The 13,314-nt window shown below is 46.2% G+C and carries 9 protein-coding genes; all 9 read left to right on the top strand.

What is annotated here, in order from left to right; all coding sequences use genetic code 11:
* Positions 1-48 precede the first annotated feature (48 nt).
* Positions 49-528, top strand: coding sequence for a pyridoxamine 5'-phosphate oxidase family protein (locus DWY79_RS13580; RefSeq protein WP_005860241.1), 480 nt, complete (start codon positions 49-51; stop codon positions 526-528).
* A 13-nt stretch (positions 529-541) separates the two neighbouring features.
* A complete protein-coding gene (locus DWY79_RS13575; protein WP_122369505.1) occupies positions 542-1,750 on the top strand; it encodes a hypothetical protein in 1,209 nt (402 codons plus the stop codon).
* A gap of 469 nt (positions 1,751-2,219) precedes the next feature.
* Complete coding sequence (locus DWY79_RS13570; protein WP_122369516.1) at positions 2,220-3,356, top strand: 6-bladed beta-propeller; 1,137 nt, start codon at positions 2,220-2,222, stop codon at positions 3,354-3,356.
* Complete coding sequence (locus tag DWY79_RS13565; protein ID WP_008778988.1) at positions 3,353-4,348, top strand: hypothetical protein; 996 nt, start codon at positions 3,353-3,355, stop codon at positions 4,346-4,348. Before DWY79_RS13570 ends, DWY79_RS13565 begins: the two co-directional genes overlap by 4 nt.
* Before the next feature lie 176 nt (positions 4,349-4,524).
* Positions 4,525-5,424, top strand: a complete 900-nt coding sequence (locus tag DWY79_RS13560) for a serine O-acetyltransferase (protein ID WP_005860231.1) — start codon at positions 4,525-4,527, stop codon at positions 5,422-5,424.
* A 130-nt stretch (positions 5,425-5,554) separates the two neighbouring features.
* The gene (locus DWY79_RS13555) at positions 5,555-7,105 is read left to right on the top strand and encodes a class I SAM-dependent RNA methyltransferase (RefSeq protein ID WP_005863595.1); all 1,551 of its coding nucleotides are present in this window, start codon (positions 5,555-5,557) and stop codon (positions 7,103-7,105) included.
* Positions 7,086-9,287, top strand: a complete 2,202-nt coding sequence (locus tag DWY79_RS13550; protein ID WP_122369504.1) for a S9 family peptidase — start codon at positions 7,086-7,088, stop codon at positions 9,285-9,287. The genes DWY79_RS13555 and DWY79_RS13550 overlap by 20 nt, the downstream gene beginning before the upstream one ends.
* A 35-nt stretch (positions 9,288-9,322) precedes the next feature.
* Complete coding sequence (gene purD, locus DWY79_RS13545; RefSeq protein ID WP_122369503.1) at positions 9,323-10,594, top strand: phosphoribosylamine--glycine ligase; 1,272 nt, start codon at positions 9,323-9,325, stop codon at positions 10,592-10,594.
* A 24-nt stretch (positions 10,595-10,618) separates the two neighbouring features.
* A complete protein-coding gene (locus tag DWY79_RS13540) occupies positions 10,619-13,201 on the top strand; it encodes a family 78 glycoside hydrolase catalytic domain (protein ID WP_233563981.1) in 2,583 nt (860 codons plus the stop codon).
* Positions 13,202-13,314 lie beyond the last annotated feature (113 nt).

Below are 13,314 nucleotides of genomic sequence, written 5' to 3'. Positions count from 1 at the left end.
AGATGATTTTTTTAATTTTGCATCAAGTTAGATTTAAACATAAGGAATATGAAGACACTTATACACACGGACAAGGAACAGATCGAATCGATTATCCGTCAGAGCGATGTTTGCTTTGTGGGCATGGCGGATACAGATGGAACGCCTTATGTATTACCGATGAATTTCGGTTATAAGGATGGCGTGATTTATTTACACTCGGCGCAGGATGGACGAAGCATCTCTATATTGGAACGTAATCCGAAAGTCTGTATTACGTTTAGTATTGACCATGCCTTGGTTTTCCAGCACCCGGAGGTAGCTTGTAGCTACCGTATGCGTTCGAAGAGTGTGATCGCTTGGGGAAAGGTCGCTTACGAAGAGGATTTCGACAAGAAGGTGGAAGCCTTGGATATTATCATGAAGCAATATTCCGATAAGACTTTCCGTTATAGCGATCCGGCGGTCCGTAACGTGAAGATTTGGACGGTAGATATAGACGAGGTCAGCTGTAAGGAATTTGGCGCTCCTCATAAGAAATCTTATTAAATCAATAAATGATATGAAAAAACTACTTCTTTTATTCGTTCTATGTCTTTGTTTTCCGGTGGTTGACAAGGCTTGTACCTCCATTATAATCACTGGAAAGGCTACTCTCGACGGGCGTCCGTTGATGTGGAAACACCGGGATACCGGCGCTCCGTATAACCATATCGGTTATTTTGACGAAGGTGGCTATCGTTTTCTGGGGCTGGTAAATAGCGATGATCCGGAGGGAGCCGTGTGGACCGGAAGCAATGAGACGGGCTTCTCTATCATGAATACGGCTTCTTATAACTTGAAAGACGATGATATAAAGGAGATGGATCAAGAGGGAAACTTGATGCGAAAAGCCTTGAGAGTCTGTAAGACGGTGCAGGATTTCGAGCATTTCTTGGATACCTTGCCTCGCCCGATGCGTGTGGAGGCTAATTTCGGAGTGATCGATGCTTATGGTGGCGCGGCTTATTATGAGACGAATAATGAGCGATATTATAAGAAAGACGCGAATGATCCGAATCTGGCGCCGGAAGGTTACTTGATTTATACGAATTTCTCTTTCGAGGGGCGTACGGATGAAGGCAAAGGATATGTACGTTATGAGAACGCGAAAAAGATCTTTAAGGAAATGCGGGACGGAGGATTTACTCCTCAGCGTATCTTTCAACAGGCTTCCCGCTCTTTTTATAATAGCTTGCTGGATATCGATTTGATGGACAAGGGACAAAGTCCGAACAATCGTACGGGTTGGTTTGTGGAGCAGGATTTCATCCCTCGTCTGGAAAGTACGGCCTCTATCGTAATCCAAGGCGTGAGATCCGGCATGAATCCGGAATTGACAACGATGTGGACTGCCTTGGGATATCCTCCTACCTCTGTCGCTATTCCTCTTTGGGTGAAAATGGGAAAGGAGCAAAGCGCTTTAGTTACTTACGACGCATCCTATAAAACAGCCCTATTAGATTGGTATTCTGTTCAATTACAGAAGAATGTCTACTCCATACATCGTGGTAACGGCCAAAAGTATTTGCATTGGCAACTGTTATGGAATGATGACCAATCTGGTTATATCCAACAGCTTCGTGCGGTAGAGAACCGGATTTTCGATTTATTCGATGCTCATAAGACGGAGTGGGAGCAAAATGGATTGGATACAAAGGAAATACAATGGCTGTATAAGGAAGTCGATAAGCTCGTAAATAAAGCCTTCTTGGGGCTTCAAAAATCATAACCATAAGGTATTTTGTTGATAGTGAAAAATACAGTAAGTATTTAAAATATACGTATTGATAATGTCTTTATAATCAGACTAATAAAAAGTTGATGATGTTTCCGGAAAAACATGTACGTGTTTTTCCGGAAACACGTACGAGAATTTGTGAAAACACGTACGTGTTTTGGGAAACAGATAATGAGGTTTTAAATGCATTTGGAAAAATGTACAATAACTATGTGGGAAATAAACACTGTATCCCCTTCTAATTATCGAAAGTTTTTAGGGTTATATCCCAACAGGCCTTTTTCCCAGTACTACTCCTTCCTTTGTAGAATATATACTTCAACTGCTCTAGGAGATATACTTCATAGGCCAAGGAAGTAGTACTTCTCGTGAATTCCGATTGTGCGCTTAGGAAAACTTGTGCAGTTGGCGTATTTCAAAAAGTTACGTATATTAGCGGTCTGAATCTAATATGAAAAACATGAGAAAACTATATTATTTAGTGATGATAAGTCTGGCTTCCATTTTGACCGCATGCGAGAATCGATCGGAAGAGTGGGACGTGGTGGATTTCGGAAACGATTGTACGGTTGGCTTGCAGGAACATTTGGAATGCAGATTCATTCCTTTGGAGACGAAGGATAGCGTGCTGTTAAAAGATCTCTACCGGGTTTGCTGGGTGGACGATCGTATTTTTGTATTCGATAGAAGTGATGAGATAAATGCGCTTTTTGTATTCAGTGATCAAGGAAATTTTATTACTCGTGTAGGCTTGCGGGGACAAGGGCCGAAAGAGTATCTTTATCTAACTCACTTTTTCGTGGATGAGAAAGAGCGAATCTTGACATTGGTGGATTTTGGTGGGACGGCCTTATTGCGTTATGATCTGGATACCTATCAATATATATCCACGCAAGATGTAGCTGATTATTTTGTGGACTGCGCCCCTTTGGATAAGGAGAATTGGATTTGGTATTATCCTTTGGGATTTGCGACACCGCAAAGGGAAAACTTCTATCTGAAAGCCACGGACAGGAAAGGAGAGCAAGACGCATTGTTGGGATCGGCTTATTTCACGTCCGGCCATACGATCAATGGGAGCAAGACGTTGCATGCCTTTGCTGGGGATTGGTATGCGCATTTCCCCTTTACCCCCGAAGTATGGAAAGTGAAGGACGGGATGTTGGAGCCTGCTTATAAAGTTCGCTTCGGAGATAAAAGTATGCCTCCTATCGAGTATGTCAAGGAGAAAGGGAGAGGCGGGAGAGATTTCTCTGGCGATCTGTTTCGCTCCGGCTATGTAAATTCTTTTGGGCTGCTGGAGACCGAACGGATCCTGCATGCGACCTATATGTGCGATAAGGTAACTTACTTCGGATTTTATGACAAGGATAGGAAAGAGGCATTCTCGTATGCGTTCCCCAACTTCATAAGGGCTACGGGGTTGACAGGCTTTTACGGTATTTGCGGAGTGTATAAAGATTATTTTATCGGGAAGATCAGTTCGACGGTGCTGTTGCGTAATCAGATACATTATGAGGATTTGAGACGGATAGCGGAGAATCGTACACAGGACGATAATCCGATCTTATGTTTATTTAAAATAGAAAGGTCATGAGAGTATTGTATGGGATTATTGTATTCTTCGCTTTGTTTCTTCTCGCTTGTTCCGATGCAGAAAGAGAAGAAAAACGGCTGGAGGGAAATTTGTTAATGAAAGGGGATTCTGGTGTATGCTATGATGGGATTGGTCTTACCGAGTCTTATTTGGTGTTGTTGGCTCGTGGGTGTGATACGATCATTCAAGTATTCGACAAAGATGATTTGTCGCACCTGCATGCGTTTGCGTTGAAAGGATATGGTGCCACTTATTTCTCTAATCCGGAGTTTATGAAGTCAAATACAAAAGAACCCGCCGGAAAGGATGAGTTCTGGATCGTGGATAACCAACTTACATTTAATAAGATGCAGGTGCTGGCGGATTCTTTGCGTTTTGATCGGAAATATATACTAATACCCGAACTTGTTCCCTCTACGCATTATAATGTCACCACGAAAGAAGTTTATGCGGTTCCGATCGTAGAGAAAAATGTTTATGGTCCTTTCTGTTATGCGAATCGGGAAGAGGGAATTTATTGGGTGGAGCCACCAAAAGTAGCAAGAACGTATCGTTCTTGTAAGCACGTCGCTTATTTGCCTAATCTTTGTGTGAATGAGCGGCAAAACAGTGTGGTTGCTGCCTTGCGTTTCTTCAACCAAATTGATTTTTACGATTTGAAGGGAACTTATCAAAGGAGCTTTACGTATGGGAAGGAGCCTATCGTGCCTTTACTGAAGAAGAATGATACCCAAGTGGATGTTCTTGGAACGACAAAATGCTTTATCGATATATTCGGTACGGATCGGTATGTGTATTGCTTGTACGATGGTTCTGTGGATTTTTCGAATTTATCCACATTGCTGGTTCTTTCTTGGGACGGCCAATTAAAGAAACGATTGAATTTTGATCGTTCAATAAAGAGGATTGCTGTAGACCCTTCCGATGGTTTTCTGGTCGCCTTGGCTCTTGATGAAAGTGGAGCATTGGATGTGGTAAAGTATTCGATATGAAGATTATTTATTTGTAACTCTATCAGGCGGATGGGCGTAAGTTGATAAAGGTTGGCGTGGAATTTAGCGCTATAGAACGTAATATTAGTCGTTGGCTGTATTTTTGATGCCTCTTCGTGAAGGTGTTCTCAAATAAAATACTATTTTTGCGCATTATAAAGAATATTCCGCAAATAATGGATATACAGAGGCATAGTAGCGTATTGGGCGATACGGTGGAGAAGCTGTCGGATGAGGCATCGTATAAACAATTGTTCCATGCGTACAGGGATGAGGAGGCGCTGCCCTCGGGCGAGGTGCTGAAAGAGATCATCGATCTATGCCGTGCGATCCTGTTCCCCGGTTATTATGGGAATGCCCGTATCAGTAAACAGACGATCCGTTTTCATACGGGCGTAAATGTTGAGACTCTTCATTCTTTATTATCCAAGCAGGTTTATGCGGGACTTTGTTTCGCAGATACATCTTGCGTGACTTGCCCGGAAGAAAAGATCTCCGCTGAGGCAGAGGCTATTTCGGAGGCTTTCATCTCTACGCTTCCGGAGATTCGCGGTCTGCTGGCTACGGATGTGGAGGCGACTTTCAATGGCGATCCCGCCGCTCAAAATCTAGGTGAGGTCATATTTTGTTATCCCGGTTTCCGGGCGATCGGTAATTACCGGATCGCCCATCAATTGTATAAGCTCGGGGTTCCTTATATTCCTCGTATGATTACGGAGATGGCACATTCCGAGACCGGTATCGATATCCATCCGGGCGCGAAGATCGGTCATCATTTCTCGATAGACCACGGGACGGGTACGGTGATCGGCGAGACGAGCGTGATCGGCAATTACGTCCGAATCTTTCAGGGCGTCAGCTTGGCGGGAGAGAAACTTCCCCCCGATGAGAACGGTAACGCTATCCGTGGCGTAGCCCGTCATCCTATCTTGGAAGATCATGTGACAGTATATTCTAATTCCACCTTAATCGGTAAAATCCGGATTGGCAGAGGGGCTACGATATGTGGTAACGTCTGGATAGCGGAGGATGTACCGGCAGGGAGTACGGTTACACAATTGAAAATTGAGAATTGAAAATTATCAAGAGGGTAGCCGGAAGGAGATCGAAGCATGTCAGAGAGCGAAATGAGAATAATTAATAATAAACAACGTAATACGCAATTGGGAATAATTTTCAATTCTCAATTCTCAATTTTCAATTAAAATGAGCGAGACATTTGAAATGGTGGCCAAAACCCTATACGGGTTGGAAGAGATCTTGGCCGAGGAGTTATTAGCTTTAGGTGCCAACGACTTGCAGATCGGTCGTCGTATGGTTTCCTTTACGGGTGATAAGGAATTGCTTTATAAAGCGAATTTCCACTGCCGTACTGCCCTGCGCATTCTGAAACCGATTTATCATTTCAAGGCCAAAGATGCTGATACCGTTTATAAAGAGGTGAAAAAGGTAGAGTGGGAGAAGTATTTGTCGCTGGACAAGACGTTCGCGATCGACTCGGTGATCTATTCCGAGGATTTCAATCACTCGAAGTTTGTCGCTTACCGTACGAAAGACGCTATCGTGGATTATTTCATCGAGAAGTTCAAGAAGCGTCCGTCCGTTCGTGTCAATAACCCGGACTTATATATCAATATCCATATTTCGCATAACGATTGTACCTTATCTATCGATAGCTCCGGCGAGTCTTTGCATAAGCGTGGTTATCGGGTGGATCAAACGGAAGCTCCGTTGAATGAGGTGTTGGCTGCCGGCATGATCCTAAAAACCGGTTGGAAAGGAGAATCTAATTTCGTAGATCCGATGTGTGGTTCCGGTACATTGTTGATCGAGGCTGCCATGATCGCCTTGAATATCGCTCCGGGTATCCATCGGAAAGAGTTCGCTTTCCAGAAATGGGTGGACTATGATGAGGAATTGTTCGATCGTATTTATAATGATGAGAGCGGGGAGCGTGAGTTCGCTTTCCATTGCTATGGCTCCGATATTTCCCAAGCCGCTATCGATATCGCCTTGGAGAATATCCGTAGCGCTGGCTTGATGAAATATATCGATCTGAAGGTGAAACCGTTCCAACAATATACAGAGGCTCCGAAGCCGGGTATATTGGTGACGAACCCACCTTATGGAGAGCGTATATCATCTCGTGATCTATTGGGATTGTATAATATGATCGGCGAGCGTTTGAAACATGTGTTCATGGGATATAAGGCTTGGATTTTGAGCTATAAAGATGAATGTTTCGATAAGATCGGCTTGCGCCCGAGCGAGAAGATCAAATTGATGAACGGTTCCTTGGAGTGCGAATACCGTTGCTATGAGTTATTTGAGGGAACCAATAAGGACTTCAAAAAGGCATTGAATGAGGATGGAGAGGAGCGTCCGCACAGATCGGAAGGCTCTTTCGAGCGTAGAGGCAATGATCGTCCAAACTTCCGTACGGGTCGTGTGGATCGTCCGGAGCGTCGTTTCGCCGCTGCCCATAGCGAGGATGATGAGGAGCGTTTCGCTTCCATTCCGGGGAAACGTATCTTTGGAGAGGATCGGGGAGAGGACCGTCCGGTCCGCAAGAAATTCGTGGATGCCCCGGTTCGTAAGCCGATCAAGCCAAAAGGAGAACGTCCTGTGAAAATGCGTTATCGGGATGAGGATGACCGTAAGAAAGGGTTTGGCGATCATAAGCGGGATGGAAAGCGCCCATTTAGCAAACCTATAAAGCCTATAAAACGGAGAGGGTATGATGATTATGAGGATTAAATCATCTTTATTCATAAGCCTATGTCTGATTTTATTAACGATGTCGATTACCGCCCAAGATAAGCAACTCTCCTTGCACGACTTGATTCCGGGAGGAAAAACGTATAGCCGCTTCGTACCTCGTGACTTGAAACAGTTACGATGGTGCGGGGACGAGTACTTATATGTTAAGGGAGATAGCGTGTTAGGAGCTAAGCCGGGGAAAAAAGAAGAGGTCCTTTTTTCGTTGGAAAGACTGAATGGGGCCTTGACGGCGGCAAATCTGCAGACGGTTGGTTCCTTGCCTAGCTTTTCGGTACCCTATGAAAGAGGTTCGGTCTTGGCTTTTACTAGCAAACAGCACCGGATTCATTATGACTATAAGAAGAATAAGGTAGTCGCTGATTATGCTTTGAAGAATAACTGGGCGAATTATGACTTTTGCCCGGCTACGAATAACTTAGCTTTTACGGAGGGAAACAATGTGCATATTTTATCCCCGGATGGACGAAATACGATTGTTACACGTGAAACACAGGATGGAATCGTATGCGGACAGGCTGTCCATCAACGGGAGTTCGGGATTACGAAAGGTATGTTTTGGTCTCCTAAAGGCTCGGCTCTAGCGTTTTATCGTATGGATGAGCGTAGGGTGACCGCTTACCCGCTGGTGAATATCGATACTCGTTGCGCTACGCCGGTTCCTCATAAATATCCGATGGCTGGAATGAAGAGCCATGAGGTTACGGTGGGTGTCTATCAGGTAGCTACCGGGCAGACGGTTTGGTTGGAGACAGGCTTGCCGAAAGAGAAATATTTAACAAATATCGCTTGGAGTCCGGATGAGAAGAGTATTTATATCGCTGAGTTGAATCGTGAGCAGAACGAGATGCATTTGGTGCGGTACTCTGCCTTGACGGGAAAGAAAGAGGCTGATCTGTTTACCGAGACGGATCGTTGTTATGTGGAGCCGCAGCATCCCGTGCTTTTCTTGCCGAACGATCCGGATAAGTTTATCTGGCAGAGTGAGGCGGATGGCTATAACCATCTATATCTGTATGATACGACTGGAAAGGAATTAAGGAAGCTAACCGGTGGGGAATGGGTGGTTACCAAGGTGCTAGGCTTTAGCAAAGACGGAAATAAGGTGATTTTCGAGGGAACGGCACCTCATCCCGTATCTCCGAATATGCAAGGAACGGGGATGCAACGTTATATTTGGGAGACGGATTTGAGAACGGGTGATATCATGAATTGCTTGAGTTGGAAAGTGGGCGTGCACCGTTGGTTGCTGAGTCCCTCCGGCGAATATGCGATTGATTATGTAAGTTCTCCTTCTACCCCGAGGGATATCGATTTAATCCGTGTAAAGGACGCTAAGGTGATTTCTACCTTACTTTCCGCTCCGGATCCCTTTAAATTGTATCGGATGCCGCGGATCAAGGTTGGACATATCCTTGCTGCCGATGGTAAGACTCGCTTGAATTACCGGTTGACTTTACCGCCGGATTTGGATGAGACGAAGAAGTATCCTACGATTGTCTATGTATATGGAGGCCCTAAAGTACAGCTTGTTACGGGCGACTGGCAAAACGGGGCTCGTGGTTGGGACCTCTATATGGCACAGAGAGGTTATGTGATGTTTACCGTGGATAGCCGCGGCTCGGCAAATCGTGGACATGCTTTTGAGAGCGTGATTCATCGTAATTTGGGTATCAATGAGATGGCGGACCAAGTGAAGGGTGTCGAGTTCCTGAAATCTTTGTCTTATGTGGATGCCGACCGTATCGGGGTACATGGCTGGAGTTATGGCGGTTTTATGACAACGAACTTGATGCTGACTTATCCGGAGATCTTTAAGGTGGGCGTGGCCGGAGGGCCGGTTATTGACTGGAGCAATTACGAGATTATGTATGGCGAGCGTTATATGGATCGCCCGCAGGATAATCCGGAAGGTTATAAGAACGCGAACCTGAAACTGAAGGCCGGTAATCTGAAAGGCCATCTGTTGATGATACATGGGGATATCGATCCGGTGGTAGTGTGGCAACACAGCCTTGGTTTCTTAAAGGCTTGCGTAGAGGCTGATACGTATCCGGATTACTTTGTGTATCCTCGCCATGAGCATAATGTGACCGGTAAGGACCGTCCGCATTTGCATGAGAAGATTACGAGGTATTTCGATGACTACCTTGGGAATTGAAAATGGAGAATTGAGAATTGAAAATTAGAAGAGATATGAATATATTGTTATTAGGCTCTGGTGGGCGTGAGCATGCGATCGCTTGGAAGATCGCTCAAAGCCCGAAAGTTGATAAGTTATTTATCGCTCCCGGTAATGCGGGAACAGCGTTGGTAGGAACCAACGTGGATATTAAAGCGGATGATTTTGCCGCTATCAAGGATTTTGCGTTGGCGAACCAAGTGAATATGGTCGTGGTAGGTCCCGAGGATCCATTGGTGAAGGGTGTTTATGATTATTTCAAGAAGGATGAGGCATTAAGCTCCATCCCCGTGATCGGCCCGAGTGGGGAAGGTGCCCAATTGGAAGGTAGCAAGGATTTCGCCAAGGCGTTTATGATGCGTCATCATATCCCGACCGCTCGTTATAAGAGTATTTCCACTGAAAACCTAGAGGAAGGCTATGCGTTCTTGGAATCTCTTTCCGCTCCTTATGTATTGAAAGCGGATGGATTGGCTGCCGGTAAAGGGGTACTGATTATCGATAACTTGGAGGAAGCCAAGAAAGAGTTGGGAGATATGCTGGGCGGAATGTTTGGCGACGCGAGCAAGACGGTCGTGATCGAGGAGTTCTTGGATGGTATCGAATGCTCCGTATTCGTCTTGACGGATGGCAACGATTACAAGGTGCTTCCGGTAGCGAAAGATTATAAGCGTATCGGTGAGGGCAATACGGGTTTAAACACAGGTGGAATGGGAGCTGTTTCCCCGGTTCCTTTCGCTGATGAGGTCTTTATGGCGAAGGTGGACGAGCGTATTATCCGTCCTACCGTAGAGGGATTGAAAGCGGAGCATATCGATTATAAAGGTTTCATCTTCTTGGGTCTGATCAATGTGAAGAATGAGCCGATGGTGATAGAATACAATTGTCGTATGGGCGATCCAGAGACAGAGGTAGTCATGCTTCGTATCCAAAGCGATTTGGTTGATTTGCTGGAAGGGGTAGCGGAAGGCGATTTAGCGGCTCGTACATTGGTACAGGACCCTCGCGCGGCGGTTACGGTTATGTTGGTAAGCGGCGGTTATCCGGAGGCTTACGAGAAAAATAAGGTAATCACGGGATTGGATGGCGTATCCTCGAACAATATAGTGTTCCATGCCGGAACGAAGCTGGTAGACGGCCAGATCCTGACGAATGGCGGCCGTGTGATCGCGGTCAGTTCGTATGGGGCTAATAAGGAAGAGGCTTTGGCCCAATCTTTCGCCGGAGCTAAGCAGATCGATTTCGATAAGAAGTATTTCCGTCGGGATATCGGGTTTGATCTGTAAATGACAATTAGAGAGAATATACGTATGAAAAAACGAAAACTATTGCTTTTAGGGGTTGTTTGTTCGGCTCTCTATGCATGTTCGACTGATCAGACGAACGAATCGGGGAAGCGTGTCTCCGCATTGGATGATGCCGCTTGGAACCATTCCGAATGGATATCCGTGGCAAATGCTCCTGTCATAACGGGTGAGATCAACGGATCGAATGAACGTGCGGCCGATGGTGCCGCTTGGTTCGTGAGTGTCGTAAAGAATGAAAAAGAGATAAACTCGGCACGCTGGATGACCACGGGCTTGGGTGTGTACGAGTTATACGTGAATGGGAAGTTGATCGGAGAAGAGATTCTCAAACCGGGTTTTACGCATCCCTACAAGACGAAGCGTTCGTTTACGTATGAGGTAAGCAATGCCCTGTCGAAACAAGCGGGAGCGGAGAATGTTTTCGCTGTGCAGGTGACACCGGGATGGTGGGCCGATAAGATCATCACATACAGCGGCCAGCAAGGAATGGTGGGTACCAAGGTCGCTTTCCGTGGAGTGCTTGAGCTTACCTATGCGGATGGTAGCAAGGCGTACTTAGGTTCCAATACGAGCGATTGGAAAGCCGGGATCGCCGGACCGGTCAAACATGCCGCTATCTTTGATGGTGAGGAATATGATGCCCGTGAGTTACCGGGATACGATACGCTCGATAAGCTTTCGACACCGGAAAAGAATACGGAATTTGAGGGAGAGATACTTCCTTCAAATGGAGGTGAGGTCTATTTTCGTGAAGATTTGGCGCTTTCTCCTCAAAAGGCCTATCTATGGAAAGGGGTCACCGGAGAGAGTGAAGATGCTTATGGAAAGGTTGTTGTAACGAAAGAATATGCGGCTGGCGAGGAAATGGTAGTTCATCCGGGCGAGACACTTGTCGTGGACTTTGGCCAGAATTGTGCGGCGGTTCCTGCTTTCGAGTTCATGGCAAAGGAGGGTACCCAACTAAATTGTCGTCCTTCTGAGATATTGAACGATGGAAATGGTGCGAAGAGCCGAGGAATGGATGGGCCTGAAGGTAGTTGCCATCGCTTGAATCTACGCACTCCGGATACCGGGATGTTACTCGACTATACCTTTGCGGATCATAAGGACTATACGACCTATCGCCCTCATCGCACGTTCTATGGTTATCGCTTCGTATCGATCACGGCCGATCAGGAGGTGCGTATCCGGTCGATCCAGTCGATTCCTGTCTCCTCGATTACCCAACAGATGGAGACCGGATCAATAACGACCGGCAACAAACTAGTCAATCAGTTGATCTCAAATACCCTATGGGGACAACGTTCCAACTACCTCTCGGTTCCTACCGACTGTCCGCAGCGCAACGAACGGCTGGGATGGACCGCCGACACGCAGGTATTTGCTGAGACTGGTACTTTCTTTGCCAATACCGCTGATTTCTTCCATAAATGGATGCGTGATATGCGTGACACACAATCACCAACCGGTGCGTATCCCGGTGTCGCTCCATTGGCTCAATACGGTGCGTCTCCTACTGATATGAACCGCTTGGGCTGGTCGGACGCGGGAGTTATCGTGCCTTGGGTTGTCTGGAAGCAATTTGGTGACACTCAGATTATCGATGAGAACTGGGCGGCGATGGAGAAATATCTCAATCATATCAACGAGACCAAGTATGACCATCATGCCCTCAGCGCGGAGAATGGCAATTACCAGTGGGCCGACTGGCTCAGTTACGAGCCGCTTGAGAGTTGCAGCGGCAGACATACAGCGAAGGATGGATCCGGAACGCTTCCGGAAGCCTATGATTATTGGAATTATCTAAGTGCGAATTACTGGCTTATAGATGCCGGAATGATGAGCGATATGGCTCGTGCGACGGGACGGGATGCCGAGAAATACGAAGCGATGGCTGCTCAAGCGAAACAGTATATATTGGATAAATTCTTGAATGCCGATGGAGAATTTAAGACGGCGATATTCAATACCATGCAGACGCCTGCCCTATTCGCCTTGAAGAACAAGCTGGTCGAAGGGGTAGCCAAGGAGAACATGATGAAACGACTGCGTGACAACTTCGCCGAGCATGGCAATTGCCTTCAGACAGGTTTCTTGGGTACTTCCATCCTGATGCCTACGCTTACGGAGAATGGAATGAGTGATATCGCTTACGAGCTTCTTTTCCAGCGCAAGAATCCGAGTTGGCTGTATTCGGTAGATAATGGGGCGACAACGATTTGGGAGCGTTGGAATAGCTATATGCTTGATAAAGGCATGGGACCGCAAGGCATGAACAGCTTTAATCACTATGCCTATGGATGTGTATGTGAATGGATGTGGGAGACCATGGCTGGTATCTCTGCGGATACGTCGGAGCCAGGATTCAAGCGCATTATCATGAAGCCGATTCCCGATAAGCGTCTGGAGTTCGTAAACGCGGAGTACAATTCGGCGGCAGGGATTATCAAGAGCTCTTGGAAGTATGAGGGAGACCAGTGGATTTGGGATTTCACCATTCCCGAAGGAGCGGTCGCTCTCGTGACACTTCCGGGCGAAAGCCAAGCTCACGAGTATCGTGCGGGTTCGTATCAGATCGTTAAATAAACAGTTTATACTTGGGGGTGTCAAATCTAATAAACCGGACTTTTGACACCCTCAAGATGTTATTGATAGCTTTCTATCCGATAAGCGATTTGTCATTTTGACAAACTGTAAAC

The organism is Parabacteroides sp. AF27-14 (assembly GCF_003635425.1).
Taxonomy (GTDB): Bacteria; Bacteroidota; Bacteroidia; order Bacteroidales; family Tannerellaceae; genus Parabacteroides; species Parabacteroides distasonis.
This window is presented reverse-complemented; position numbering and strand designations above follow the sequence as displayed.